Genomic DNA, 26,909 nt, shown 5'->3' with positions numbered 1-26,909 from the left:
ATGGTTGGTACCAAACACCCAAGCCATCTCTGCGAAGGCCAGCCAGCATGAATCGTAATGCCCGAAGCGCTTTGCATCAACGTCGCCGCAACATCGACAGACGAGCCAAGTCGACCCAGGCGGTGGAGTTCTTCAACGTGCTGACCAGCCCGCAGTGGCTGGACACAATGGAGGCGCAGTTGCCCGAGCACCGCGAACGGCTGTATCCGCCCACGGTGACGTTGTCGATGTTCATGCGCCAGGTGCTGGACGCCGATGGCTCGTGCCAGAACGCGGTCAACGGCTGGGCCGCACAGCGCGCCGCCGACGGTCTGAGCGCGTGCAGCGTGCGCACCGGTGGGTACTGCAGGGCGCGTCAGCGCCTGCCGTTGGAGATGGTCGGTGCGCTTGTGCGCCAGACCGGCCAGGCGCTGAGCAGCCAGGCGCCAACACCGTGGCTGTGGCGCGGACGCGCGGTCAAGCTGGTGGACGGCACCGGCCTGTCGATGCCCGATACCGCACAGAACCAGACGCGCTATCCCCAACCCAGCACCCAGGCCAACGGAGTCGGCTTTCCGCTGGCGCGGCTGGTCGTGGTGATGTGCCTGGCCACCGGTGCTGCACTGGATGCGGCCATCGGACCCCATCAAGGCAAAGGCAGTGGCGAACTGAGCCTGGTGCGCAGCCTGCTGGGCAACTTCTCAACAGGCGATGTGATGTTGGCCGATGCCCTGTACTGCAACTACTTCCTGATCGCCTCGCTGATGGCCGCAGGCGTGGATGTGCTGATGGCGCAGAACGGCTCGCGCACCACCGACTTTCGTCGTGGCAAGTCGCTGGGAACGAGAGACCACATCGTGTCCTGGCCCAAGCCGGCAACGCGGCCTGAGTGGATGACGCCTGAGCAGTATGCGCAGGCCCCCGAGGAGATTGTGCTGCGCGAAGTCAAGGTAGGCCACCGGGTGCTGGTCACCACGCTGGTCAACCATCGGGGGGTCAGCAAGAGCGATCTGTCGGCTCTGTACGCGCGTCGCTGGAACATCGAGCTGGACCTGCGCAACCTGAAGACCACCTGCGCCATGGACGTGCTGCGCTGCCAGACACCGCAGATGAACGACAAGCAGCTGTGGGTTCATCTGCTGGCCTACAACGTGATCCGGTTGCTGATGGCACGCGCTGCCCGCCACGCAGGCGTGGAGCCGCGAAGTCTGAGCTTCAAGCACACGGTGCAACTGTGGGGGCAGTGGACTTCGCGAGGGATGTCGGCGCACACCGACGACGTGCAACTACTCACACTGATTGCCCAATGCAAGGTGGGCCAACGACCCGGGCGCATCGAGCCGCGCATGCGAAAGCGACGGCCCAAACCCTTCCCTTGGTTGAAGATGCAACGTGCCGAAGCTCGCCGACACGTCGAACGCTACGGTCATGCGAAGAAGCCAAAGTAAGTGCCATTCGGTCTAAGGTCCGGATTCCTGTGTGCTGACAATGACTTGAGTTCATCGCCAAATTCTATTTTCAGTACATCTAATGAATTGGCTGTCGGGCTTGTTACATGAAACGGGTCACTTCCCGACAAGGAAGAGCAGCGCCACGTAGATCAGTCCAGAAACACTTCAAAGACTCGCGGAACGTCTCTACTTGGCGGTGTGAGGCACGACTGCGGCAGCCACGATGGGCGACTGAAGTCGGCGCGCCAGGCGTAGCTGAGCGTCGACTCCGCGCACGCGGCGCGGATTCGCAGTCGTGAGAGCAAATTAACACAGCGGACCGAGCCCGGAAATTCCCTCGCTGGCAGGGGTGGCACTGCCGCATGGCTTGGCAGAAAAAGATATTTAAGTTATCATTTCTATGAGTAACCTTCATCATCCCATTGGAGTTGAAATGTCCACAGTCCGTGACTTCGCCGCCTTTTCCACAGTGGTGGGAACGCCCGCCCAGGTTCGCAAGACCCTTTCCGTGTTGCCTGCAGGTGACCAACTCATCGTGCTGACACTTACCAACAGGAGCCGCGAGCAAGCCGAGCGCATGAGCGAGGCGGCGATGCGGATCCTCAAGGTGCTCGACAAGACTCTGCTTGAATCCAGCGACGTGGCATTGGAGAACTTCGTTCAGGCATCGGTGACGAGGCAGGCAGTCACGCCCGCGCAGATGATGGAAGCGACCATGAAAAGGGACGCCAAGAACCATGTGCTCAAGTCGGGAGATTGGGTGACGCCTGGCCAGATTGCCCAGATCGCAGGTCTGAGCACGACGAACCCCAGCGCCCAGCCCAACAAGTGGAAGCGTGAGGGCCGGATCTTCGCGATCAATCACAACAACAACGACTACTTCCCCATCTTTGGACTGGACCCGGAGCATGGATACCGCCCCGTCAAGGCCATGCGGACGGTGCTAGAGGCTTTCGGGAAGAGCAAGAGCGCCTGGGGTCTGGCCTACTGGTTCGCGGGCGTGAATGGCTTCTTGGGAGGCAAGCGGCCGCAAGACATTCTGTCTGTCGATCCCGAGCGCGTCGTTGCCGCTGCCGAGGATGAAGTGATGGGCGTAGTTCATGGCTAAGGCGAAGAAGCCCGCGTCATCGCCGCCGACGGCCGCGGCTCCACCGCCACCGCCACCGGGCGTGGCATCGCCTGCTCAGGCCAGCGCGCGCAAGCGCGCCATGCCAAAGCCGCACGCTGATCTTGACGTCACGACTTGCAAGCTACACAAAGCTGACGTGATGCATCGGGTTCACCAGGAAAAATTCGCAGCGGACCAGTTCAACCCTATGGCCGTCGGCAACGCACGGTTCAGTCCCATTTCGGACGTGGACGGCAAGGTGATCCCGACGATCTACGCTGCAACTACGTTTGATGGTGCGGCCATGGAAACGGTGTTTCATGACGTGCCCTTTGAGCCGGGGTTCAAACCGGTGGACAAGGCCAAGCTCAAGCATCAATCGCACTCGACAATTCAGGTTACGAGCGACCTGCTGCTTGCCGATCTGGGAACGGTGTGGCTTCGCAAGCTTGGCGTTGCCAAGACCGAGCTAATTGAAAGCGACAAGGAACAATACCCAGACACGCGCAAATGGGCCGAGGCCATCCACGCTCAACGCAAGGACATCCAGGGACTGAGCTGGATGTCGCGGCAGGACGACAGGTCGCGCGCTGTGGTTCTTTTCGGAGACCGCATAGAAGCGGGGGTGTTGCAGCAAACAGGTGCGTCGCGCAGCCTGTTGGGCGATCCTGTTGCGCACGAGGAAATTTTGGCTCTCGCCCGCAGCATCGGCGTGACCATCGTCGACGGCACGTAGCTGGGCAGTCAGTCAGTACGACGCCGGCGACTTGATTCGCGGGCACCCCGCACTTGGGCGTTGCGGCGCTCCACGATGTGGCAGTGGTGCGTGAGCCGGCCGAGCAAGGCGGTTGGCCATCGTCGTCGTACCCGCAAACGATGGGGATGAACTTGATCTGCTTGACTTTGCCGTAGAGCTCTTGGGAGATGATCTGCGACTCGGTGCCGACGCCGCCGGCTCGGTTGTTCGCCTTCTCCTGGTACTTGCGGTCGCAAAGGACGAGGACCTTGAGCACTTCAGTGTCGACAACCATCGACTCAATGAAGACGTACTTGTCTTGACCGGGCTTGAGGCCCCACTTGTCCAGGATTGCGTCGACACCATGATTGCGCAGTGACGTAGCCAGGTCCATGACGAACTGCTCGTGCTCGACGCTTGTCCAGCTGTATTAACCGCCCCGGGGCGATTCATTACTATTTGGTGCACATGTGTACTAAACCTCATTGTGATTTTAGTTAATGCTTGGTACGATTCCTGCCTCTCCCATTAGGTGCTCAAGTGCACCAAATCCCCCTACCTTCCCTGCTCCCGTCACCACACCTTCTTTGATGGGGCTTCCTCCTTCAAAAGCGATCTTTCTGCATCCAACGCAGAATGAATTGCAAGCGATGCAGAATTTGTGGCGTTGGATGCAGAATCTATAGCGTTGGAAGTAGAAAGATCCGCTCTGGAAGCAGAATTCACGTCTAGAAGTCGATGTTGGGCGGTGCGAACCATCGGTCCCACGCAGCCTGCCCCGCGTCGTCTAAAAGCTCCCGCGCACCGGGGTCCCTGCGCGGATCGACGTCGAGCGCCATCAAGCTTTTGTCCGGTATCACGCAGTCACCTTCGTCGCGAATCCGCACGACCCAGCGGTGCCCAACGGACTCCTTGATGTCGAATGGCCACAGCACCCGGACCACCTTCCCGGCCTCCGTCTCGGGCCCGAAGATGAGTGCGAGGTTGCTTGCTTGCACGTTCATTTGCATCCATCTTTCATGCCGAAAAAGTTACCATTAAACTTTCCAAGTGGTAACTCAATAAACTACCAGGGGTAGTTACCATTAACAAAGGCATAGGGACATTTTTTTGACGTCGAATGAAGCGATTCAGACTGTTTATTTACATCGCTGAGCGTGTCACTTTCAGCCGAGCGATTGCCGCAGATCGACGAGCCTATGAGCGGCATCCGATACACCTGCCGCCCAACCCTGGGAAGGCTCTGCAAGAGCTTTCCCAGGGCTTTGAAGCCATTGACAGGCATCTGGACAGACGACGTGGGTTGGACCTGAGGAGCAGCACCAGGAAGCTCTTGCGCTGGTTGACGGGCACCTGAAAGCCGGGAAACAAACGAATCCCAGGACGACTGCAGCAGCCATTCGAATGCAGTGCCTGACAAGCCCCCGATGACGCATTTTTCCGAACACGAAGATTTTCGCGATCGATAATCTCCCTCGACATCGGAATTTTCAGAAATCAGAAATGCATTTTCGTGTGCGAGCCCCGGCGAATTATCTTCGTCACCGTAAATGCATTCTCGTTGGCGATTATTTGTCGTCATCCGTAATCATTTAGCGGTTGCGCAGCGATTCGGCCGAGGCGTTGGGATCCGGCCCGCGGATCAGCTCCAGCGACGCGAAGTCGACGAAGGTGAAATGCCCCTCGCCAACCATCCAGCCGCCGGTGTCGATGTAGAAAACGTTGCCTCGCTGTTGCGCCACGGCAAGAGTCAGGTGCCCGTGAATCAGCGCCCTGACGTTTCGCACCAGAGCCGGGGAGGTTTGAGCGAAGCGCCTGGTCGATCACAGGCAACCTTCGATCTCGTCTTCGGTCAACGGCATGTCGATCACTCGCCAGTCGTCACCGGGGAAATCGCCATGGACAAGTCCGACCGGTCCGCCGGACGTCTCAACCTCGATTGCCAGCGGCAGAGCTGGCAGACGCTGCGCGATACAGCTCAGTTCCCGGTCTGGCATGTCAAGCAGCCAAGCGTGGTCGGGATGCAGTTGCTTCGGCCATGCATGTGGTTTCATCAGAGCGTATTCGCACACTAACTCTTCGTGATTGCCCCGTGTTGAGAAGAACCAGGGCTTGTCGAGCCAGTCGATGACCAGATGAGACCCCGAGCCGCGATCAACGAGATCTCCAGCACAGAACAGACGGTCAGTCGCAGGTGAGAAGCCAATCGAGTTGAGGGCGGTCTGCAAAGCCGAGAAGCAGGCGTGGATGTCGCCGACGGCGAAATCGCGACCGTGAAGGTTGCGATCGAAGCGAAGGATCTGAGGGGCGACTTTGTTGCCAGCGGTGATCATCGGGCTGACGCCGGCAGTTCGATGACGAGCGAGGGGTCGAAGTGCTCGTTCTCGGGTGTCTGAGGGCGGGATCCCAGCATGTAGCCGCGCGGGTTGGAGATCACGCGGCACCGGCCCACCCTGTAGTCGAAGCTCGTATGCGTGTGTCCGTGTACCCAAAGTACCGGCACCTGGAAGAACTCCAGGGGCAACTCGCTCACGAACGCGCCGGAGACCCAATCGGCCGCGTACCGGGCTGCCAAGGAGTCGCGATGCGGCGCGTGATGGGTCACCACCACCGTAGGGCCATCGAATGGTTCTTGCAGCTTTGCCCAAAGCCACGCGCGGTGCGCGTGATGCAAGTCCATCGAATCCTGCGGTGTGAACGGCCGCTGGGCGCTTATGCGCTGCCCGTTCGAATTGCCGGCCTCATCGTTTTCCGAAACACGAATGGCTCTAAAGTCCGCGATAACAAGCCCGGACTCCCGGGCTGAGCGCTCTGGATCGCTGTGCGCACCTTCGGGCGTGTCGATGCGCAACGTAAAGTCGGTCCAGAGCGTGCAGCCCAAAAAGCGAACACCACCGAGAACGACCTCGCCGCAATCGAGCATGTGGAAGTTGGTTTCCTGCGAAGCCCGCCGCAAGTCCGTCAGAGTGCTCGACATCACCCCGTCGTAGAACTCGTGATTGCCGAGGACAAAGACGATAGGCGTCGACTCCCCAAAATTGGTCGCACGACACGCCCAGAACGGCACCTTGCTCGCCGGGACCGCGATGTCACCCGCGAGAATGACCACGTCGAAGTCGATCTCCGGCACACGGAATTGCCCGAACTCGAGATGAAGATCGGAAAGAACAAGCAGCTTCATGTCGGCGTTTTCGGCGGCCACGCAAGGAAGTCACCCTTGTCGACGCCATGGACCAGAAAGAGAGAATCACCAGTGATGAGGCCGGCCCTGAGGTAATCGGTCGACTCGTGGTGATGACCATGCACCACCAGCTTGGCCCCCAGACTGATGGCCAGTTCGTCGATGGCCATAAATCCATGAACATGGGCCGACGGCGCCTCATGCGTCACGAGAATGTCCGCCCTGAGCCTGCCAAGCCTTTGGTAGACATCCGGAAAAATGCTCGAATGGTGCTTGCGCAGGATCCCCCCGCGCCACGTCAACCGCAGATCCACTTCGGTGCCAGACCGGCCCCTGCGCGAATACGCCGCCATCTTCTGCGCTGATCCGAAAGCGGCCTGCTCCAACGGCACAGCCGGGTTCCAGACCTTGTCCCGGAAAACTCCACCCAAGCCGGCGACTCGGTACCCCGCAATGACCTGCACCAGACCGTCCAAGTTGCGATCGCCAAGCTCGGAGTGAAACAGGTGATCGAAGTCCTCGTCACTGTCGGTGTCGTGGTTGCCGTGGATGAACCAGATGTCTGTCTTGCTTCGGATCGGCGCGAGCTCCATGTGCAGAGGTCGCTGCGCTTGCAGGTCGCCCAACATGATGATGGCTTCTGGCCGTATGCGTTCGACAGCTTCAAGCACAGGCGCGAAGTCGCCATGCGGATCCCCGAAGAAGAGGATTTTGGGCGGACTGTATGAAGCCTTCGGCGCGGACCAGCGCGCCGAGGATGCAGGCTGTTGTCGTTTGATGCTGGCCATCAGAGTACCGAAACCTGCCGTAAGAGGTTCAGACGTTTGGATTGCTGCCTGTGCCGGGCTGGCTTGTACTGAGCATCAGGTCCAACGCGTGCCGGTTCAGTTCAGGCACCAGCCGTTGCCCCTGAACTTGTTTGATAGCCCCTTGCACCAGCATAACCGGCAAGGAAATCAGGAAGCCCACAATCAGTCCACCGAAGACATACTCCATGTCTAAGCCGTTGAAAAGACTCAACAGAAAGCCAACCGTCGCACCGATGATCAGGCCCAATTTCATAAGCTTTCGGTGGAATTTTGGCGGAAGATAGAGCCCAAAAGGTCTCAACCGATCACAGTGAATGGACTTGTCAAAGTTGTGCTTGCCGGTTGTCATGTTCCTCGCAGCAAAGAACTCGCCCTCCTCGACGCCCTCGGCAGCACCATAGACCAAAGCCAAAGAGTGACCCGGTCGCAAGTCCACCGGAAAATCGCTCAGGTCATGCGCCGATTCCTGTCCATCGGCCTGCCGTATCCAGACTTTTTGGATTGACACCACCTCAGAGCTGATGTGGCCGGGGCGGAGGATGGCGGTACCGCCAATAATCTGAGTTTGATCCCGCCCCTGCGTAACAACTGCAACGGACGAGTTGGATGCATCGATGACGACACCTTGTTTGACCTCAAGCCAGATTCGCCTGGGGCCGGGAAGAACGACTGTGGTTGACATTACTGTGCCTTGTCTGCGTAGTTACCGGCCCAAGGACCAACCGTCAGAGCCCTTAACAAATCGAAATGACGCCGGCCCCTTGGCTCGACTGCCATACTGCGTGATGTCGATCTCGACATCACAGCGCCAGGACACGTCAGTGTCAGATTTGCATCCCAGCTTCTTGACGTCGTGAATCTCGCCAAGACTGCTTTTTGATCCAGTGAGATTTTGTATCTGAGCCTGACTTTGCGACATGTAGTTGCGCACCGTCTTGTCGATGTCGCCCGCGGAGGGCTCGCCGCTGCAACCTGTCAAGGCGGCTCCCAAAATGGTCAGTGAAATGACGGCAAAGCCGCGATGCATTTTGGACAGTGAAGTGTGGTGTTTCATAAAGTAGCTACTTTGTTGACTGATGAATACAAGGGGTGTGACGACGTGGCGTGCGCTGGCAAAGGACATGTGTATGTCGCCCTGCCAAGTCGATGAACATCATTCAGAAATCACGCACGTGCGGGCACCGCGAAGCGCCTGCAGTTGAGCCTCGGTCGGAGCGACGGCAAGCGGGCCGACCACAGGCATGCTGGCCGCGCCCGCGGTCTGGAAAACGAGGTAGATGGGAGCGCCCGGTTTCACCCCTTTGGGGTTGCCTTGCGAGTCGCTGATGTACACGGACTCAAGTGCACCGATGTCGCGCTTTGGACAACCCTTCAAGCCCTTGCCTTGCTCGACTGCTTGCTCGAATGTCATGGCCCGAGGGGCTGCTTGGCTGTGGAGGCAGAACCCCAACAGGATTAACGCAAACAGATTGCTAAAGCGGCAGATGCGACTATTCATGGTGACTCCTTGATCAACACGCTGTGGTTGATGGTTTGGTTGACTCGATCTATTGAACTTATCGACACCGGGAATGGCGCCGGTGTCATGAACCACGGTTGGCCCATCTCTCTACAACCCCGGCTTGTTCGCCCGAGCCGCCCCCTGCATCTTGCTTGCAGCCTCAGCCGCCAGCGCCTGTTGCCGCGCCTGCAAAGCCAGCGAATCCCGCTCCGCCGCCTGGTGGTCCATCATCCAAGTCTCAAACGTCTTATACGTGTCTGGACCCATCGGCTCTGAGAACCGCGCCTCAACGGACAATCCACAGCCCCGGCTTTGCCCACCCGGAGCACTCTCCCATTCAAATCCCCGGTGACTACACTGGGCATTCGGTTGTCCCTTGGCATCCAACATCCGCCGGTAAAAGCGGTAGGACCCCTGAGACAATTCTCCCGATCCGTACTTCTTCGTCAGCTGCGCCTCCAACTCACTGGCCGACACCCCTACCTGCTTGTTGAACACCTGCCGGTACACCGCATAGACACGCCCCTCCGTGGCCGAGAAATACACCATCACCGCCTCAGGCCTTGAATACCGGCGCGAGGTATTGATCCGGTCCGTCGGCCCGTCAGGCAGCGCTGCACCGAGCTTCCCAATCGCATTGCTGGCCTTGCCATCGGCACCACGCCAGAACACTTTGACGAACTTGTAGTCCGGGTTACGGGCCTTTAAAACAGCCTCAGCCTCATCGGGCGTCATCCCAAGCGTGACCCCCACCACATCGCGGCCTCCCTGCTGCGCCGCCGCAGGTGTTGAAAGGACCACCCCGCCCAGCAGGGCAGTCAACAAAACAGCCAGGCACCGGCGCAGCAGCCCACGCAGAAAAAACATCGACAGCGGTTTGTGAGTCATAGAAAAGTCTCCAAAGTGAATTGATTGAGTGAGTGAAGAAAAGGGAGAGTGGCGACGGGAGAAAGCACAGCCCCAAAGGCGCACGTTGATCGCACCACCCGGGCAGTGCCGGAGCAGGGCAGAAACCCCGTGGCTACCAGTTCATAAGCTGGCGGTAGCCCTCATAACCTTGCCTTGGTGCCTGGGCTGTTCGTGATTTGTCGGGCGTGATGAACTTGTCGACCGCAATCACATGTTTGACGTACACCTGCGCAGGACTCTCGCCCGTGAACACCCAGAGCGATGGCAACACCAGCACCGCGTACAGAACAGCCAGCACGACGCCCAGGGCCATGAACTGCAAACACAGGGCCGGCATCCGCATGCCGACCACGCCCCAGCTGATCGCCGCCACCAGCAGGCACAGACGTTCCGCCCAACCCACATAGCGCAGGTTGATGAAGGATTCGGGCACCACCAGTCCACCCAGCACAAACCCCGTTGCCCCCAAGGCCAGGGCAAACAGCCCCATGGCAGCCGCTGGCGTCAGTGCATTTGCACCGGTTGCGATGCCCCCTGAAAGGTCATCCACATGGCGATTGCCTGAGGAGATGGGTGCCGACACCCATGGCGTCGCCCGCTCATGCATGCCTGGGGCATCCCAGGCCAGGCGCGGTAAAGCCGAAGCCAGCATGAAAGCCAAGAGCACTGACGCAGCTGTGTAGCCCAGCAGCCGCCAGAACTGGTGTCCTGACTGGCGTTCGTGCAGTTTGATGGCCTCGAGCTTGGTCGCCTGGTTCCAGGCCTGCTGCCCCCATTTCCCATCCGTCACTGGGAACAACAAGTGCACCTTCGTGACCTTCACTGATCCTGCTGTAGACCGGTTCGGCGTCGTGTAAGACACCGTACAAAGGTAGCCAGCAGTCTCCGCCCCCGTGACCGGCACGCAACCCTCTTTGTTGACGTCCCGGGCACCGTGCACCGCGGCGACCGGAGTGCTAGCGCTGTTCCACTTGAAACCATTGAAGGCCTGCTCGACATTCGCTTGGCTGGGTTCTGGGTCGAAATACCGCACCAGCATGAAAGCTCCTGCGACCAGGAGCACAAGAATGGGTGTCAGGCGTGACCAGAACAACAGGCGGGGAATGACGCGGAAGCAAATGTCGAACATAACGTTCTCCAAACAATTTAACGCGCGAAAGGACGATCCCTCAGCACAACCGCAGATGCGGAAAACCACATCGCAAGCGGCAGGCTGCCTTGGGGTGTGCGAGAACACCAACCCCGAAGGTCGCTACGAGAAAAGTGAAAGACGGAAGAATCCGTCGGGGTCAAGGAGAAGAGGGGGACTTCGTTCTCTCGGGAGCCAGTGAGAGGGCCGGACTGGCCATGCATGCGGCGCGGATCTGTGAGATGGCGGCGGCCGATTCCAACGGTCCACCAATCGCAGTCAGAGCTTGGTTCAGAGACTCGGCATAGGTTCGATCCGCGCCATCGCCAGCCCGATCCGCACCTCCGATCAGGACAGAGCAGTGCGTCGGGCTGGCGAGGAAGGCTGCCACGCTCGGTGGCGTTTGACCGGTCACTTCGGCATAGACACCTTGCGCGCCGAGGATGAGTGCAACACAAGCAACTGAAAGCGGTAATTTCACTTTTTTCTCCTGATGGTTGTGAGACCGACGGGTCACGAGCGACGGTGATCTTCGTCAAAAATCTGTATGAATTTATCGTAACCTCGGTAAAATTATCGCATTATGGAGAAGGGTAAAAGTCAATTGATTGAGAAAATTCGTGGATGTCCTCCGCCCACAACCCTGCCGCCTTCGGCGCACGCTTTCGACAAGCGATGCGGCGCGCGGGCCATGGGGACCTTGGCGCAACCGAGCTTGCCGATAGGCTGGCGACGGAATTCCCGGAAGGGCTGTCGATCCAGAGCGTTCACAAGTGGCTGGCCGGAACAGCCATTCCCCGCGATGAGCGGCTCGCGATCTTGGCGAAATGGTTGAGCGTGTCGGAACACTGGCTGCGTTTTGGTCCTGATCCAGACGCCTCGAAAAAGTCGATCGGGGGCATTGACAGGTCCCTGAGCGCGAAAGAATTGGCACGTCGAATCCAGGCTCTTTCTGAAGCCCAACGGGAAATCGTGGAAGCGCTGCTGGTGGAGTTCGAGAGGATTCCGCCAGAGTGACGCGGCGCGGTTAGAGGTGGGCGGGCAGCTTCTTTCAAGGTCGTTCGACATCTCATGAATACCGCGGCGGCGACACGCGCATCACGTGGCATTGGTTCAAGATTTCCGGAGGGACGTGGTCGATGTCGGTGCACGACAGGAACCACCTGACGAACGATGCGTCGAAGTGAACGTCAGGGACCTCGGGGTCTTGTGCCATCTGAGCGTCTTCGACGTTCAATAACCTGGCGAGGTACTCCGCCGATTGCAGTTCTGACTGTGTGAACAGCAGCCCCAGATGCGCCAAGCCCACCGGGTTCGCCACGCCTGCGTGCGAGTCCGTACCGAACGCCAACGTTGTGAGCACCGTTGAGGGCTGGTTGTATGCCGAACCGGCCACCGCAGCGACGTCAAATTGAAAGAAGGCCACATCCAGCGCCCCCGCGACAGCGCGCACGAAAGTGGCTACCTCTTGGGCTGTTGTACCCGTCAACAGCAGAGGGGTCGGCCGAGGCAGGGCTCCGAGCGTCGCGGCTCGCAGCGACGGGCCAATGCCAGATTCGACAACTTCTTCGTACCCCGGAAAAACATGGGACAGCCATTCCAGGTTAGCCTTCCATGCCGGGCCAAGCGGCATCATTGGGCGACATGAGCCGGCAGCACACAGCCGAGCCATGAAAGTCCCCGACGCAGATTCCACGAACCCGTGTGCAGAGTAACGAGCAGCGTCCAGCTCTGTTTCGTCAAAGATTTGAAGTTGACGCCGATCCAACTTGCCCAGGCGGGCATCGGAGGGCAAAGATGTCTGCGATCCCTGTCGTAATTTTTCTTGATTTTGAGCCATGGCAGCCACTTTCTTCGAAAGAAGGACTGCCGAGTTGTCCGTTGCTGCTGTATCGTAGACAGTTCTTGACGTGACATCGTTGGACGTGCGGAAGAATCTCGAGGACCCTCATGACGCGCAACTCTTCTTTCCCACAGCAGAAAAAGACGAAATTGACCAGTTCAGAAGAATTGCTCAGTTCCGGTGCGGTGCATCAACACGGTCAGTGGCTTGAGCAGGCCGTTTCTCTCGATCTGCTCGCGTGGCTTGATCCCGTCCAAGGCGGTCGAGATGATCGAATTTCGACCCAAGTCCATCGAAAAATCCTTGCCGCATGCCGTCGGCTGAAGGCGAATCCACCGAGCACACCTGCTTCGAAGCGCACCTTGCACCGAGACAGGCTGGCTTTTCGCCGCGAACTGATCCTGGCCATCAACCGGGCATCGGAGTGCATTCCAAAGCGGGCACTCGCGGCATTGAGGTCCGCACAGCAGGCAAACGTGCGGTACGCATCGGAGGGGCCTTTTGGGCCCGACGGCGAATGGACTACAACGGACTTCGCGTTCGTTGAGATCGTGTTCGGAAACCCTGAGTGGGCTTTGGAAGCCATGGTGATGCTCAGGAAGCACACCTTGCAGGCGCAGTGCCAGGCCATGCAGTTGCTCGCCGCAATGGGGGCTGATCAGCAAAGCGCTCACAGCATGTTCAACGAAACCGTTCCGAAGCGAGTTCGGCAACGTTGGGCTCGACAAGCGGGCTCTGAGCTGCTCAAGTCGGCCGCTTCAACGGACGAGGCATTGCCCCCCTTAGTGGATGCGGTTTGGCACGGTATGCAGTGCGGTTCCGGGGTTGCACCGTTGGCGGTCGCTCTGCCGGGCGATGCGTCTAACGATGTTTTGTTTCAGGCGGCCGAGGGTTATCGTGTCTTGCGATGGTGCTTGCAAGAGAATCTCGTCAAGAATCCTGTGGGCGACGATCTCGAATGCCGGCGCGCACGTCGGGCATGGACTGCTTACGGTGACTGTGCCTTGGCTTGCAGGGTGATCGCTTCCTGGCTTTCTGCACTGGGCGCAGCAGGGCCTGGTTCACGCTGCGAACTTTGCTATCGTCATCGGGTGACGCGCCGACGGTGCCGCGTACACACAGTGCCTGAATCCGTGACACCAGAGGCACGGCTGGGTCAGGTGCTGGCGAAGCCGTTCGTACTGCGAGTCCAAACCCTGACCGCGATCCCCGAAATTCGGATCGCCTTGGCTGCGGACCTGGCTCCTCACGCTTTGGATCTTGGTGCGATGCTTGCTCAAGCGCAACTCGCCCAAGTGCCAGCTTCGCTACAGCATCAAGCTGCGGTGCTTGCGTCCCAGCTCCGAACGCTTTGGCCCGTTCTCGGAAACCGGCTGGCGCACGAAGTCGAAATGCTCTTCGCTGCCATGGTGACTTCCGTCAAGGCGTGCCACGGAGAGACTGGTGCGAAGTCGTTGCGGCAGGATGCGGGTTTCAGGGCGCAGAGAAAGCGTTCCGCTGAGATGTTGAACTTGAGGGGATTCTTGATGCTTTGGTGGGGAAGCGGTGAGCCATTCCTACCGTTGAAGCTCGAAGGTCGGGGACATGATCCTGCACACCCGCGCCAGCGGTCCAGCATCATCGATTCATCGGTTGCCCATGCGTTTCTTCGGCAACGGGCCTGGCTCGAGGCCGAAGACGAATTTGCGACGTCCACGACCGTGAACCTTGATCGGGCAATCGCATTGCAGGCCGAAGGCAAGTCGTTGCGTGAAATGGCGGTGCTGCTTGGCTGTTCGCACGAAAAAGTCCGGAAACTGCTCAAAGGGACGGTCGGCAAGCCGAGGAAACGCGCAGTTTTGAGCCCATACCTCGGCGCTAATCTTGAGCTGGGCAATTAGCAAGCTACTCCAGCTGCCTGCTGGTTGGCCTGAAACAGAAACCTCTCTGTGCATGAACCCGGCGAAGCGGTACGAGCTTCTGAACACAGAGTAGGACAAGTTTATGGCCACTACCAGCCTCAAGCAAGATCCGCCACCGTTCCCTCCCAGGATGCTCGCGAAAATGAAGAAGTGCGGTTGAAATCGGCCACAGTCAGTGGCTGTGGCTCTAATGGTTGTTCGGTAGTGCCGGTGTCGTGAGCAGGGATGCGATGTCGCTGGCTGCACTTCTATTGCCATGTACCTTCGGACCTGAGTCGCAGCAGCAACTTCATCAATTCCTTGGCTTGGCGATCCGTTGGAAGCCATTTTGGATTCGATGCCACACGCAGAAGCCCATCTTCGCTAGGCGTCGTGACCTTTGCGGCGACGGAATGCTGCCGCAGCTTCGTCCAGTTGTCGGTACCGAAGGCCATCACTTCCCGTAGTGCATCCAGGCCAGCATCGATTCTGGCCTCGGACTTGGCCGAACGTCGTGCCGAAACCGCTTCCTCCGAGGCAACCAGCTCGCCTTCGAAGTCGGCGGTGAAAGACACGTGCGTTGACTTCATCCTTTGCCATGCAAGCTCCTTCTTGCACCATTCCGTCACGTTCTGTATGCCAGCTTCCGGGCGAATAATCACTCCATACGCCGCCCTCGCGATCAAGCGGAGCTGTTCTAAAAGTACCGTCGAAATTTCCTGGGCTTTCCATGTCTTCTGGAAATTGAACTTAGAGGCGTCGGCGCGATTCTCGACCATGTGGGCGAACTTGGCTAACGAGAAGGTGACAATGTTTGCGCGGTAACCACCGTCGTACCAATCCTCTTTCGGAACGATCCTCTCGAGGGCTCGGAACATCAGCGCCTTGACGACGAGCTGTCGGAAATACTCATCATGAAAGAGTTCGGGATCTCGTTCCCACTCGGCCGTGATGTGTTCGGCAAAGCGGATGAAGTTCTTCTGCGCGCCGCGGCTGACCTCATGGGGAAGTTGACGCCAGGAGTTCTCAAATTTCGCCAGATCTGTCTTTGTGATGATCTGCTCGCGTGGAGATTCGATCTCAAAGCGCCTCCGTTCTCCAACGGAAAGCCGTCCCAATTCAACTGCATACTGACCACGCGCCCGCTCATAGAACCAAAAGCTTTCGACTTGAGTTGCCTTTTTTGCGGGAGCCCTCAGTCGACGTGAGATCTTCTCAATCCGTCGATGAAATTCGTGATTGGCGAAGAAGTCTGCGTCCGATACCTTGTTCTGGGAATTCGAGAAACGCGAAATGAGCGGAATGAAAGTGCCAGCGCGTTCGTCATCCACAACGGACAGCTTCATCTGAACCAGCACGTCGGATAGATCAAGATCACCTTTACGCCTGGCGTAGGACATCGATGCCGTCGTCTGCCCCCCGTTGACGATCTGAAAATCCGCAGCCGAGACGACGCGCTGACCGTGTGTTGTTTCGCTGATCAAGACGCTGGACGCTGTCGCTGCGATGCCATTGTTGTAAGCAAAGAACATTTCAGGCTCGCGCTGCAGCGTCTGCTGGATGCCCTTATTGACCTTCCCTGTGGTGCTCAGGAACGCTCGCACGTTACCTTCCAGAAGCCGGCTCCCATGCTTGTCATAGATGTCGGCAAGTGCGGTGCCTGGTATGACGCATAGATACCCTTCGTACGAATCGGAACTCATGCTCGCAGGAAGGCATGGCAGTCCGCCAAAGGGCAAGCTGCTGAAATCGATGACGAGCTCGTCTCTGCCTGAACGGGACAGGTGAGCTCTGTGAAAGCGCGAGAGGTCCCAGATGTGAAATTCGACGGTGCGACCTCCTATCACTCCCGCCGGCCAGTCCTTGATCGTGGTGCTGAGTGGGCGGTCGCTGGCAAGGTACAGCCTGTAACGCGACGTCTCTGCTGCCCGCGCACGGAGATCTCGTGCAAGCCCATGTTCCGGAGAGCTCTCTTCCGACATCTCGGCAACGGTACCTGCAAGCGATTCCTCGACGAAGGCCTGCAGCTCCGAAAAAAGCTTCCGAGCCTCAACCCCAGTGAGGTTGCCAGGGACTTCCTCTCCGGAGAAGTCCGCGACCATCATGCGTGCTGACTGATCTGCCTCATCGAAAGCGTATCCATCCACTGACAGCTTTCTGGATCCGGACTTCGAATGGCGGAAGAAGCACGGTGTGAAGTCGCTGAACTCCTCGGCTTCTTCCAGAAGCTCTCCGCAGAGTTCGACAAATGCCGCGTATCCGAGATTTTTGTCGGCGCTTGCACGTACAGTTGCGCGGGCCAGCAACTCGCGGCGGAAGTCCTCTAGTGAATCCATGGCTAAGGTTCCCAGGAAGTTTCGAAAGGTTCGAGGCTGTCGAGCAGCAATCGGTACTTGCCGTCCGATACTGCCTTAGGTAGCCTGCTGCGCTGCAGCCGGGGAAATTCAGCGGTCACTGAAAGCCAGCGGGTGCGAAGGAGACGGAGCTCCTCCTGAGCGTACTCGGTGCGATCAGTGAAGCCTGCCTGACGCAGCAACCCTTCAAAGCTGTCGGCGGCTTCGACCTGATCAACGACGCGTTCTCGTACCACGGAGACAAGCGATGCAAGGCTGTGTCCCCCCGTTCCCGCAGAGCATGGAGCAAACTCGCAGATCGCCAGCGTCAGCGCAGCGGAGGAGATGTCGAGTTGCTCGAGCGAACTGATTCGTATCTCGGTCGAGCCGTTGCGGATCGCCTTGACTTCTAAAAATCCGCTGGGAAGCAGAAAGTCCTGCGGTGCGTCGAGAGGACCGAGCCAACCCGCCACTGCCTTCTGGGGTCCGAAGCGATCGATGGCTTTCGACAGCACCGTCAGTTCTCCCAGCAGTCCCAACTGTGCTTCCGCTGACAGCAAGCCGTCCGGCCCGAGTGCCAAGAGTCTCTGCCATCGTGCGAGAAGTTGAAGAACGAAGCCGCCAGCCTGCGTTCCAGCTTTTGCCTTCATGCCCTCCTGCACGATCTCATTGCACATCGCTGCGAACATTGGCCGCAGGATGGGTTGCTTCAGGGAGATCGATGTGGCCCATTTCCCGTCCTCTCGCAGACCCACGCTGACATCCACTGCAGCATAGGTGGGCACCGTGCCTGGGGACTCTTCGCAAATGGCGAGTAGACCAACTCTTTCCTGAAAATCCAGTTGGGCAAACAGATCAAGAGGGTGATGGGGGGAAACTCGGCGATGGACGGGCAGGGGTAATGCGCCCGCCAATTCGGCCCATTGGCTCTCAATCATCGAGGTCTTCTCCATCGACTTCGACTTCGTCGTCGTCTTCATCGATGGCGTGATCGCGCAGCCAAGTGGTGTTGACGCGATAGGCGACCGTCTTCGTCAGCGTCTTGTCATCAAACTGAGGAAAGCTCAGGCCATACGCCATAAACAGGTCGTCTTCGGCTAGGCCTTGCCAGACCTTTCCATCACCAGCGTGATGAGGAACGACAGCATAGATCAGAAGCAGGGGTCGCTCACGCCGCGATCGAAGCATGTGATCGGCAACGTTTTTGCCCTTGGCCTTTGCTTCCGCGACCAGTTCATCCACAACGTCCTTCGAGATTCCCTCACGCTCTACGCCTCGTGAGCCAACGCGGGCCTTTGCTCCGGAGATGAGCACGGTCTGGTCACTGTCGGACGTGGTGACAACACGCCGTACTGGATTCAGCTCGATGCCGCTGCCCAGAAAATTCCTTGTTTCCTGCTCTCCCTGCGGAAAGACTACGTCCCAGAACTGGAGCGAATCTTCGCCAGTCTCGGCAATGAACTTTCCCAGTCCGAAGTCGGCCTTCTCGTCGTCGGCCACGTAGAGTTTGAAGTTGTGCGGATGAACTTCGAACGAGTCAATGAACTTGGCAATCACTTCCTTGGGGACGTTCCGAGCGATCGGATTTCCCCACTCGGACTTCGTGACTGGAATTTCATGGTCATCCAGGGCCCTGATCAAGGCCTGCGTGGTACGTCTGTTCGCGCCATTCGACCTTGCACGGAGCTTGGTGGTCTCGGCACCTTCGGCGCTCCAGGAGATCTGCTTGATCACCGTTTGCGATTTGCGCATCTTGTTGCGTGCTGTGACGATCAGAGTATCCGGATGCGAGCGAACCTTCAGCCCGAAATCCTTCGGCGTCAGATCGAGGCGGCACATTCGGCGGACCTCGTCCCTCAGTTCCTCGGTAGCTGAGGCTACATGCGAGTACCACTGCTGCGCATCGGCAGTGATCCACAGTCGGCAGAGGTCGTCGTATCCCTTGCGATAACCGAACCACCGGCCCATCTGAAGCAATGTGTCATAGGCTTGCGGGTTCCTGTGGAAGTAACTGACGCACAAGCCCTCGAGCGTCAGGCCGCGAGAAAGACTGTTGCCACCGACTGCAATGACGCGCAAGCCTGTATCCTCATGCTTGGCATAGTCAAGACTGGCCGCGCCGGACTTCTGGTTGACCGACCTGACGGCAATGGGGGCCGTGGCCTCGAACAGCGTCGTGCGCACCTTCTCCCATGTGTAGCCGCAGTCCGCGTACTCGGCGGCGAAGAGTTCGCACAGATCGTTCAGCACCGAACTCTGTTTCCAAGCATCGTCATCGAGCCTGCTGAAGTTGCGGATGTGCTGCTTTGCGTGCTCCGTCACCGCGTCGACCATGTCTCGAACGCCATCTTGGATGGCCGTGAATCGGCTGACATTGATGAGCATCGATCGGTGCGCTGTCATGTCGCCGCGCAGGTCCCGGACCGCGTTCGCGATGAGGAACTGCAGAATCGCCGTATGCAGGCTGTCCGGCAACCGGTCGAACGGCAGACTGCTCTTGTGCTTCAGCGGAAATACTTCCTCTGCATCCTCGAGGTTCTTGATGAGTCCAGAATCGACGTCTTCGCCGAAGATGCGACTCGCCCCAACATAATTCGTGGGGGCATCGAGGGCGTAGATGAAATCCCTTGGAAAAAGCTCCTCCTTGTGAAAGTCATCATCCGACGTATCCGGATCGATGAAGACGTTGGCGAATGGAGTTGCCGTGAAACCGACGTATGTACTGCGTGTGAAGATGTTGAGAAGGCCCCGGATGCTCCGGTTGATTGCGGTCGGATCCTTGTCTTCATCGTTGGTGTTGACCGAAGCATTGTCGGCCTCGTCATCGATGAGCAGCAAGCTCTCCCTGATCCTGCCACTGGTGTCGGCGTTGTAAGCCTGCAGCCATGTCGCAAGGTTCTCGATGATGCTCTTGTGTTTCTTCACAACGAAGAGAACAGGCTCTTTTACCGCGCTCAGTGTCAGCTGGCGTGAGTTGAGGACATCCTTGTTGAAATCACGGGTTCTTGAAGTGAAAACAGCGGCAAATCGCTTCTGGTTGTCCAGCCCGGCTCCCACGGCGCGCGACTTCCAGCCGTCCTTGCCCTTGGTCGGCAGGAACTCCGAACTGTCCAGACCCGCGAATCCTTCATCCATTCGTTTCTGTGTCTGACGCCTGAGGCTTTCCAGACTACCCGCGAGCAAGACGATGACTTGGTAGCCGGCGTCCGCTGCCTTGCAACAGAGGGCGGTGTAGGTCGCCGTCTTGCCTGACTGCACGTCTCCGATCACCAGCCCGCGGCGCTTCCACTGATCTTCCGGTGCTGCGGGGTTGCCACACAGATCGAGGATCGCGTCGGTAACCTTGTCGAAATTACGGAGGACCGGAGATGGCCACTCTTTCTGGAGGTGGTTGCTGAAACGGGTCCAGTAGAAAGGATCGATAGTTGCGCGCCGGGAATCTAGCCATGGCTTCAGATCTTCCGCCTTCAGTCCCGCTCCGACGTCCATGCTGACGCGCAACCGTGCCAGCAATTCCTTGAGGACGTCGTCCTGCTCGCCGATCGTCGCGCCCTGTCCAATGGTCTGCAGAAACGGAGCGAGCTGTGCCATTCGCTCCCTCAGTTGTGGTTCCGTCGGCACGACGTCGTCTTGAAACGACCTGACAACGTAGTCCGCCAGCACCTGGGCGTTGCGCGAAAGTTTCATCTGAGCTTTTCCTTGATCTTTGTCGTCATTTCGGGATGTTTGTTGAACGGCTCCAGCAAGTGAAGCCGTTCAAGCATGGCGTTTCTGGCTTCTGGAGAACTGGCCAGAACGGCAAGCAGATGCCCGGCGATTTCCAGCAGGCGATCCTCGACTTCGTCGGCCTTATCCAGAGGGGCCGTGCGTCGGTCTGAAGCCATGTCGGCGTAAACGGAGTCGAAGGGAAACGATTCCTCGATCATTTGTACGAAACGTTCGAGCAAGGGGGCCGCATGCTCCGGCACTTCCTTTCGAAGGGCACCGAAAAGGTCGTGTTGACGATTGACTTCGTACCGAACGTTCCTGTCGCGCAACTCAAGCCTTTTCCATGCAGGGACGAGATCAGTATCCCATCCGCGGTTGCCCCTGAAGGTGTAGACGCGCCGACTGCGGTCCGCAATGCGCTCGACGATCCTAGAAAGTCCCTGCCGCACTTTTTCGGGAGGATGGGCCGCAGACTTCTTGACATCGAGCGACCATAGATGGTCAAGAGAATTTGGAATGTCGACCATCACCCGTGCAAGCTTGGTCATCTCTTCTTGCTTCGCGAGTCTGAACCAAGTCCCCCAGGTGATGAGACGTCGATTTCTGTAGACGTAGAAGCCCTGGTTGCGCCTCAGACCCTCCTCGCCTCCGGCGAGTGCAATCTCTTGAGTGCTCAACTTCGAGACGTGGGGCAGGATGTGTGCTTCGACACGCACCGCATCGTGTTCCACTTGAAGCATCTCGGGCGGCAGGGTCTGTCTGCCTTTCGCATTCATGAGAAACGGATCAAGAGCCCGCACGGGGAGGCCGTTGATCGTGATCTTGAGCGCGGGGGATGTGCCTTGAAGGAAGCGATGGAACACGAGTGCGAGATGGTCTCGTGCTCGATCCATCAGGCCCATCAGCGCATTCTCTGAATTCGACTCGCCTGCCAGGGCCCTGTCCAAGTTTCGCCAGACTACCAAGGTTCCCGATTTCTGCTTCTGAAGGGCCACGACGTGCGGCACGGCGTCGATGTCCTGAGAATCCAGTTCGAGGAGCATCCAGTCTGCACAGTCGTCGAGATCCCATGCGGCACCCGTGATCTGACCCTGGGACAGGGATACAACCGTCATGCGACGACATTGGGAGAGACTGGCTGTCTTCAGACCCAAGCCGAACCTTCCCAAATCGTCGCTGTGACGTTCTTGCTGGGGATTGCGACTGCCATGTCTCATCGCAGCGAACACTTGTTCGGCATCCATTCCAGTGCCGTTGTCACTGATGGCGACGTACGCGGCGGACGCGGCAGAGAACATCACGTCGACTCTCGTGGCCGCAGCCGCGATGCTGTTGTCGACGATGTCCGCCAGCGCGGTCTCGAATGAGTAGCCAATGGCCCGCATGGCCTCGAGCAGCGTCGGTGCCAGCGGAGGTGTGTACCGCTTCTTCAAAAAGTCTCCTCCTCTTCTTGCCATAACGTAACACAATTGTTACCGCTGCCCCGAAGTTCTCTCACTTCGTGTATCGAAATTGGTCGTGCTACCAAGGGCTACTGGTCTGCGATCATGTGCGCATGCATGTTTCAACAACTCCACAGCGCAGTCGGATGATGGCGAGCATTCGCGGCAAGAACACGCGTCCTGAACTTTCGCTTCGCTCTGCGATGTTTGCTGCCGGATTTCGCTACAGACTGCACGTGCGGGGTCTGCCCGGATCCCCCGACTTGGTATTCCCGAAATACCGAGCAGTGCTTTTCGTTCATGGTTGCTTCTGGCATCGTCATGACGGCTGCCGGTACACTACGTCCCCGAAATCGAATGAAGATTTCTGGTCCCTGAAGTTCGAAGGCAACGCCAGCAGGGACGCACGCAATGTCGCTCTGTTGAAGGAACAGGGTTGGCGTGTCGCCATCGTCTGGGAATGTGAACTGAAGCGCTCGGTAGACGAGGCCGCCCAAGCGGCAGGAGAATGGTTGCGAGGGAACGGTGCCACGCTGATCATCGAGTGACTATTTCGCCTGAACCAAATCAAGCTGAGCCTGACGCCCGCTTGGGATCATCTGGTCACGTGGATCCACGTTTCGCTCCGGAAGCGGACTTCGCTTTCCGTCTGTTTCCGCGATTCAACCCAGCAAGCAGACCACGCACGGTCTTTGCCAGCTTGTTTGCGAGTAGCGGGGGGACTGCATTGCCGACCTGGGTGTACTGTTCGGTCCGGTTTCCAGCGAAAAAGTAGTTGTCCGGAAAAGTCTGCAGCCTTGCTGCTTCCCTGACCGTGAGGCTCCGGCACTGGGTCGGATCGTAGTGGATGTAGTAGTGACCATCCTTGGCGATGTGCGAGACGATCGTGGTGGCCGGGTCCCTTGCACATTGCACCCGAAATCTGTCCTTGAAGGGAATGACGTCAGTGTCCTTGTCCTTCGTCACGTTGATGTGGTTCGGCAGAAGTTTCGGAGGGAAAACATCGAGCCGTGGCGAATACCGGTAGGACTGGGCGAAGCACGCTGCGAACAGGTAACGGGCCAGATCGGAAGGCATGTGTGATCGCGCTTCATGCTGGCAGATGCCGTTCAGACTTTTGTCATGCACCCACCGTTGTAGTTCCGACTGATCCTTGAGCTTCGGCTTCCTTCCAGGCTTCTGTGCGAATGGTTTCCCCACCCCAACGCTGAGTGCAGCCTGCGCCGAGACGCGCATCAACTCCGTCATGGCCTCTTCGCTTTCCGTTCCCCAGCCCTTGACATACGAGGGGCCTGCGAGCACGGCTTCGCGCCATGCCTCCAGGGAGTCGTTTCGTGAAAGCCTGCTGCGGATCTTGGGAAGATCATCGATGGCCTGCTTCACGGTCACCGGTTTCGAGACCACCTGCAGCAGATCATGGCGAGGCGCACCTGCATCCTTTCTTACTCCAAGAAGGATCACGCGGTGTCGACATTGTGGAATGCCATGGTTTTCGGCCTGAACGACGAAATCGCCCGGCACGAGGGTTTTGCCTTCCCCTTTCTGCACGAAGGAACGAATCTCGTATTCGAGCCCAGGAACAGGCGCCGAAAGGTCGCCAAGGATCCTTTCGAACATCGGACTGCCTGAGTGCTGAGAGGACAGCAGCCCCTTGACGTTCTCCATGACGAAGATAGTCGGTCGATGCACTTGAATGATCCGCAGGTATTCCCTGTAAAGGAAGTGCTTCTCGTCCTCATGGAACTTCTTGTCGTTCGCTCGGCGGGACCTGCCCGCCAACGAGTACGCCTGGCAGGGTGGGCCACCGATGAGTACCCACGTTTCTCTGCTCTGCAGCGCTGCGCGGATGTCGGCGTCGATGCTTTCCTCATCGGCCTTGCCCAGCTCAAGACACTGAGCCTCCTTCGCTGCATGAGCGAAGGCGTCCGCAACAGCGGGAACCTTTTTGAAAGCGGCTTCATCCATCTCATTTCGGATGTAGGCGTAGTAGTGCTGGATGTATTTGGTACCTCTCAGCCGCCGGTATACCGCCCGTAGCATCAGGGTTCTGTGCGCCACGGGGTCCTTTTCGATGGAGAGACCGATCTCGAACACTGGCTCGTGACTGTGGTTTCGAAGGGAGGAAAAACCCTCTCCCAGCCCGCCAGGACCAGCAAAGAGGTCAATTATTGGAATCGGCATTGGTTACTTGACTCTGTTCCGAAATTTTTGTTTGCCGACGCTTCTGTAGTGGTGCGGTGGTTCGCTGCACTCATGCTGCAATGCTTTCCATGTAGGGCCGCATCACATTCGATACGCGGTCGATGCATGCGTAATGGAAAAGCTCGTCCATGGTCACCCTGCGCTGTGTCCATCCTTCGCGCAGCGCCTCAAGAGCAACATCGATGCCAATCTTGTTTCGGTATTTGAAGCAGTCGGCGATGGTCTTGGCCGCGTTGAAAACCGGCACCTCCAAACCGTCGATCCGAACGGGCTCGATCCCCTCGGTCAACGCTGCTCCCGACATGCGTACAGCGCGCAACGGTGGCGTACGGACGCGGGGTGTGGGCGAGTTTTGAGGGATTGCTATCCAGACCTGATGAGGTGCCTGTGTTCCGAGCCCGTGTACCCGCAGGGCCGAGAGCAGGCAGATGACTCCTCTTGGAACTCGAAGCGAAACCTCCGCGAGAGAGCGGTTTTCGCTCAAAGGTTGATCCGGAAGGGCATAGACGCCACGAGCGACTCGCTGCAACCTGCCGTCCCGGACCAGACGGCTGAGAATGACGGTCGGCAGCGAGCGGACAGCCACGTCTTTGGCGCGAAGAAGGGGGCTACTGCTGGCCAAGGACAGTACCTGTTCCTCCTGCGTTGGATAAGTTGCAAGGCTTGCTCTTGAATGTTGCATTATTTAGTTATTATTTTACATCTCAATAAAGATCGCACAGCCAGAGGCCGGTTGACACCGGCGCCTTTAAGGATGGTCTGAACAATCCGAATGCGCGAGTGGTATGCCCCGCAGTTCAACTGCCACACTCAAGTTTTCATTGATCCGGAGCAAATGCAGGCACTTCCTGCCCCATTTCGCTGCCCCTGAAGCCGCATTTGCGGCCTTTTCACGGGTTTCCGGCGCACTCATCCCCATGCCCCCATCAACGTGTGGCGCAACCATCCACAGGTTGGATGGCGCAAACAACGTCTTGAGTTGCAGCGTGTTCTTCTTCAACCCCCGGTAGTGCACTTTGGTGTAGCCAAACTGGCGCTTGATCACCCGGAATGGATGCTCCACCTTGGCCCGGATCTGGGCCAAGAAGCGCTGCTTCAGTTCGTTGAGCTGCTCCAGTTCTTTGTCCATTTTTAGAACCCCATTTTTCGTTTTGAGGCCTGCGCTTGAACAGAAAAATCCTCGATCCGTGGTTGAAAGTCACCGCGTGCCAGGGCACGGCCAACAGCCATCTGCGACAGCCGCTTGAACTCCCGCGGCGGCAAATCAGCAGCGCGTTCCAACACGGCGTCGGGCATCACGTCAACGAACTCCCGAAGCCGCATTTCTCGAACGGCGCCAGCGAAGATCCGTTCCGCCAGCGCGATTCTTTCCGCGCGCGTTGGCTCTTCGATTTCGATGATGTGCATGCGAGAAAGAATCGGCGACGGAATGCCGTTGGTGCTGTTTGCCGTGGCCACCCACCTGATTTCACTGGTGTTGAACACGACGCCGGGGATGCTTTCGTCTTCGAACTCGCGTGCGCTTTCTTCTTCTAAAAGCGCGTGCAGAGGGCCGAGCGGGTCGAACCTGCGGTCTCCCGAGCACTTGTCGAGCTCGTCGAGAAGGATTAGCGGATTGGCCACTGCCAGGTGGCCTGGCTTGCCGAATGCGAGTGTTTTGAACACTGTTCCTGGCGAGCTGTTTGCCCAGTGAATGCCGAGCCCGGAGAGGCTGGCGCCAGAGGTCATGGTGCTCATGTCTTGCTTGATCAGCGGCACAGCCAACACTCTCGCGAGCGACGTCAGGAAGAAGGTCTTTCCGATGCCAGGAGGGCCGACGAGCAACACCGGCGCCGGCCGGGCAGTGCCGCCAGCGGCCAGGATCGCAAGCGATGGGACTACGACTTCGGAGATCACGCGCGCGAAAGCTGGAAACGCCAGCGCGAGTTCTTCGAGTTCGGCTTCGTAGGACGGACTCGGCAACGCTAGCGGGCGTGTTTCTTCGAGCTGCAGTAGCTGCGCGAGCGTGAGTTCGATCCGTCGGCGATCGCCGCTGTCTCCGGTGATCGCGTCTTTGCTTTCCGCGATTTTTAGCAGCTGATCGTAATCGAACACTTTGATCATGCGATGCGATCCTGGCGGCGGCTGAAGCGTCGCCCGGTCCTTTTTCAACTTCAGCCGCGGCGAAATCATTTTGGCTTCGTCATCTGTGAGCTGATTGCCGCACTTTTCGCATGCCCAGTTCCAGCCGCCTTTTTTCACAACTCGCTGAGCGTCTTTGCAAAAGCAAGACTTGCAGATCCAGAAGATGACTTCAGTGTGCGTTTGCGAGCGCATTGGATCGTCGATTGCGTCTTCGAGGGTCTCAGAGAATGCGAGTTCGGCTTGTTTTTCTATGCCGAGGCGACGTTCAATTTCTGCAGCGCGTGCTTTTGAAAGCTCGCGCAGAAGCTGAATTGATGTTTCATCAAGCCTGCGCGAATCGCAAGATTTGTCGCGAACGAGATCGTGCTGACGAATCTTTTCTTCTACTTGCGCGAGGCGCGCTTTTCCAGCGGCGGCCTGAGCGTCCGCTTGCTCATCATGAAGGCTGAGATCTATTTGCAAATTCTTGCGTATCTGCTTTTCTATTTCACGACTGTTTGCTTTTGCGGCAAGGAATGTCGGCTGATTGAAGGGGTCGCGGCTTGCCGGGTCCACTGTTGACTTGTTTTTTGAG

At 58.2% G+C, this 26,909-nt stretch carries 26 protein-coding genes and 2 pseudogenes; 6 read left to right on the top strand and 22 right to left on the bottom strand.

Going from position 1 to position 26,909, the window contains the following annotated elements:
- Positions 1–47: 47 nt before the first annotated feature.
- The 3 genes from G518_RS0111920 to G518_RS0111910 all read left to right on the top strand — a co-directional run bounded on the left by G518_RS0111920 (position 48) and on the right by G518_RS0111910 (position 3,274).
- On the top strand, positions 48–1,427 hold the full coding sequence (locus tag G518_RS0111920; protein WP_028602739.1) for an IS4 family transposase: 1,380 nt from the start codon (positions 48–50) through the stop codon (positions 1,425–1,427).
- A 436-nt stretch (positions 1,428–1,863) separates the two neighbouring features.
- Entirely contained in the window at positions 1,864–2,538 is a 675-nt protein-coding gene (locus tag G518_RS40985; protein WP_028602738.1) for a hypothetical protein, read from the top strand.
- Positions 2,531–3,274 (top strand): RES family NAD+ phosphorylase, encoded by a 744-nt coding sequence (locus tag G518_RS0111910; protein ID WP_084651721.1) that lies wholly within the window; start codon positions 2,531–2,533, stop codon positions 3,272–3,274. Before G518_RS40985 ends, G518_RS0111910 begins: the two co-directional genes overlap by 8 nt.
- Positions 3,275–3,440: 166 nt before the next feature.
- Here G518_RS0111910 and G518_RS41525 read toward each other — a convergent pair.
- The 13 genes and pseudogenes from G518_RS41525 to G518_RS0111850 form a co-directional block, all read right to left on the bottom strand.
- Positions 3,441–3,668, bottom strand: a pseudogene (locus tag G518_RS41525) (SEFIR domain-containing protein); the annotation flags it as partial.
- A gap of 334 nt (positions 3,669–4,002) precedes the next feature.
- Positions 4,003–4,278 carry a hypothetical protein gene (locus G518_RS0111900; protein WP_156909352.1) on the bottom strand — a complete coding sequence of 92 codons (276 nt, stop codon included), beginning with the start codon at positions 4,276–4,278 and terminating at the stop codon, positions 4,003–4,005.
- A 62-nt stretch (positions 4,279–4,340) separates the two neighbouring features.
- The gene (locus G518_RS39925; protein WP_156909351.1) at positions 4,341–4,856 is read right to left on the bottom strand and encodes a hypothetical protein; all 516 of its coding nucleotides are present in this window, start codon (positions 4,854–4,856) and stop codon (positions 4,341–4,343) included.
- A 10-nt stretch (positions 4,857–4,866) separates the two neighbouring features.
- Positions 4,867–5,016 carry a hypothetical protein gene (locus G518_RS38435; RefSeq protein WP_156909350.1) on the bottom strand — a complete coding sequence of 50 codons (150 nt, stop codon included), beginning with the start codon at positions 5,014–5,016 and terminating at the stop codon, positions 4,867–4,869.
- Between the two features lie 81 nt (positions 5,017–5,097).
- Complete coding sequence (locus tag G518_RS34855) at positions 5,098–5,607, bottom strand: metallophosphoesterase (RefSeq protein ID WP_051236482.1); 510 nt, start codon at positions 5,605–5,607, stop codon at positions 5,098–5,100.
- Positions 5,604–6,455 carry a metallophosphoesterase gene (locus tag G518_RS0111885; protein ID WP_028602733.1) on the bottom strand — a complete coding sequence of 284 codons (852 nt, stop codon included), beginning with the start codon at positions 6,453–6,455 and terminating at the stop codon, positions 5,604–5,606. The genes G518_RS34855 and G518_RS0111885 overlap by 4 nt, the downstream gene beginning before the upstream one ends.
- Positions 6,452–7,243: a metallophosphoesterase family protein gene (locus tag G518_RS34850; protein ID WP_051236480.1), complete on the bottom strand. Its 792-nt coding sequence runs from the start codon at positions 7,241–7,243 to the stop codon at positions 6,452–6,454. The genes G518_RS0111885 and G518_RS34850 overlap by 4 nt, the downstream gene beginning before the upstream one ends.
- Before the next feature lie 28 nt (positions 7,244–7,271).
- Complete coding sequence (locus G518_RS0111875; RefSeq protein ID WP_028602732.1) at positions 7,272–7,946, bottom strand: hypothetical protein; 675 nt, start codon at positions 7,944–7,946, stop codon at positions 7,272–7,274.
- 21 nt (positions 7,947–7,967) lie between these two features.
- The gene (locus tag G518_RS0111870) at positions 7,968–8,318 is read right to left on the bottom strand and encodes a hypothetical protein (protein WP_156909349.1); all 351 of its coding nucleotides are present in this window, start codon (positions 8,316–8,318) and stop codon (positions 7,968–7,970) included.
- Between the two features lie 99 nt (positions 8,319–8,417).
- Complete coding sequence (locus tag G518_RS0111865) at positions 8,418–8,762, bottom strand: hypothetical protein (protein ID WP_028602730.1); 345 nt, start codon at positions 8,760–8,762, stop codon at positions 8,418–8,420.
- A gap of 111 nt (positions 8,763–8,873) precedes the next feature.
- On the bottom strand, positions 8,874–9,653 hold the full coding sequence (locus G518_RS0111860) for a hypothetical protein (RefSeq protein ID WP_028602729.1): 780 nt from the start codon (positions 9,651–9,653) through the stop codon (positions 8,874–8,876).
- Between the two features lie 133 nt (positions 9,654–9,786).
- The gene (locus G518_RS0111855) at positions 9,787–10,803 is read right to left on the bottom strand and encodes a hypothetical protein (protein ID WP_028602728.1); all 1,017 of its coding nucleotides are present in this window, start codon (positions 10,801–10,803) and stop codon (positions 9,787–9,789) included.
- Positions 10,804–10,963: 160 nt separating this feature from the next.
- On the bottom strand, positions 10,964–11,284 hold the full coding sequence (locus tag G518_RS0111850; RefSeq protein WP_028602727.1) for a hypothetical protein: 321 nt from the start codon (positions 11,282–11,284) through the stop codon (positions 10,964–10,966).
- Positions 11,285–11,427: 143 nt separating this feature from the next.
- Between G518_RS0111850 and G518_RS0111845 the strand changes: the two genes are divergently transcribed.
- Entirely contained in the window at positions 11,428–11,820 is a 393-nt protein-coding gene (locus tag G518_RS0111845) for a transcriptional regulator (protein ID WP_028602726.1), read from the top strand.
- 52 nt (positions 11,821–11,872) lie between these two features.
- Here G518_RS0111845 and G518_RS0111840 read toward each other — a convergent pair whose 3' ends face one another.
- Positions 11,873–12,643, bottom strand: coding sequence for a hypothetical protein (locus G518_RS0111840; RefSeq protein WP_028602725.1), 771 nt, complete (start codon positions 12,641–12,643; stop codon positions 11,873–11,875).
- A 110-nt stretch (positions 12,644–12,753) separates the two neighbouring features.
- Between G518_RS0111840 and G518_RS0111835 the strand changes: the two genes are divergently transcribed.
- Positions 12,754–14,526: a hypothetical protein gene (locus G518_RS0111835; RefSeq protein ID WP_028602724.1), complete on the top strand. Its 1,773-nt coding sequence runs from the start codon at positions 12,754–12,756 to the stop codon at positions 14,524–14,526.
- A 269-nt stretch (positions 14,527–14,795) separates the two neighbouring features.
- On the opposite strand, the gene G518_RS0111830 is transcribed toward G518_RS0111835, so the two are convergent.
- The 4 genes from G518_RS0111830 to G518_RS0111815 are packed head-to-tail and all read right to left on the bottom strand — an operon-like array spanning position 14,796 to position 22,000.
- A complete protein-coding gene (locus G518_RS0111830) occupies positions 14,796–16,832 on the bottom strand; it encodes an AIPR family protein (protein ID WP_169457936.1) in 2,037 nt (678 codons plus the stop codon).
- A gap of 32 nt (positions 16,833–16,864) precedes the next feature.
- Positions 16,865–17,839 carry a PD-(D/E)XK motif protein gene (locus G518_RS0111825; protein ID WP_084651719.1) on the bottom strand — a complete coding sequence of 325 codons (975 nt, stop codon included), beginning with the start codon at positions 17,837–17,839 and terminating at the stop codon, positions 16,865–16,867.
- Entirely contained in the window at positions 17,790–20,546 is a 2,757-nt protein-coding gene (locus G518_RS0111820; RefSeq protein ID WP_028602721.1) for a Z1 domain-containing protein, read from the bottom strand. Before G518_RS0111820 ends, G518_RS0111825 begins: the two co-directional genes overlap by 50 nt.
- Positions 20,543–22,000 (bottom strand): ATP-binding protein, encoded by a 1,458-nt coding sequence (locus G518_RS0111815; RefSeq protein WP_028602720.1) that lies wholly within the window; start codon positions 21,998–22,000, stop codon positions 20,543–20,545. Before G518_RS0111815 ends, G518_RS0111820 begins: the two co-directional genes overlap by 4 nt.
- A 122-nt stretch (positions 22,001–22,122) precedes the next feature.
- Here G518_RS0111815 and G518_RS0111810 point away from each other — a divergent pair, with 122 nt between their 5' ends.
- Complete coding sequence (locus tag G518_RS0111810) at positions 22,123–22,557, top strand: very short patch repair endonuclease (RefSeq protein ID WP_028602719.1); 435 nt, start codon at positions 22,123–22,125, stop codon at positions 22,555–22,557.
- Positions 22,558–22,612: 55 nt separating this feature from the next.
- Here the strand turns inward: G518_RS0111810 and G518_RS34845 are convergent, their stop codons facing one another.
- The 4 genes and pseudogenes from G518_RS34845 to G518_RS38430 form a co-directional block, all read right to left on the bottom strand.
- Positions 22,613–24,103 (bottom strand): DNA cytosine methyltransferase, encoded by a 1,491-nt coding sequence (locus G518_RS34845; protein WP_245597959.1) that lies wholly within the window; start codon positions 24,101–24,103, stop codon positions 22,613–22,615.
- 157 nt (positions 24,104–24,260) lie between these two features.
- On the bottom strand, positions 24,261–24,893 hold the full coding sequence (locus G518_RS0111800) for a type IV toxin-antitoxin system AbiEi family antitoxin domain-containing protein (protein WP_051236475.1): 633 nt from the start codon (positions 24,891–24,893) through the stop codon (positions 24,261–24,263).
- Between the two features lie 240 nt (positions 24,894–25,133).
- Positions 25,134–25,292: pseudogene (locus G518_RS39265) on the bottom strand (transposase); the annotation flags it as partial.
- Between the two features lie 50 nt (positions 25,293–25,342).
- Positions 25,343–26,890: an AAA family ATPase gene (locus tag G518_RS38430; RefSeq protein ID WP_169457935.1), complete on the bottom strand. Its 1,548-nt coding sequence runs from the start codon at positions 26,888–26,890 to the stop codon at positions 25,343–25,345.
- Between the last annotated feature and the right edge of the window lie 19 nt (positions 26,891–26,909).

The organism is Ottowia thiooxydans DSM 14619 (assembly GCF_000422885.1).
Taxonomy (GTDB): domain Bacteria; phylum Pseudomonadota; class Gammaproteobacteria; order Burkholderiales; family Burkholderiaceae_C; genus Ottowia; species Ottowia thiooxydans.
The sequence above is the reverse complement of the archived record's forward strand: the minus strand, read 5'-3'. Positions and strand labels throughout refer to the sequence as shown.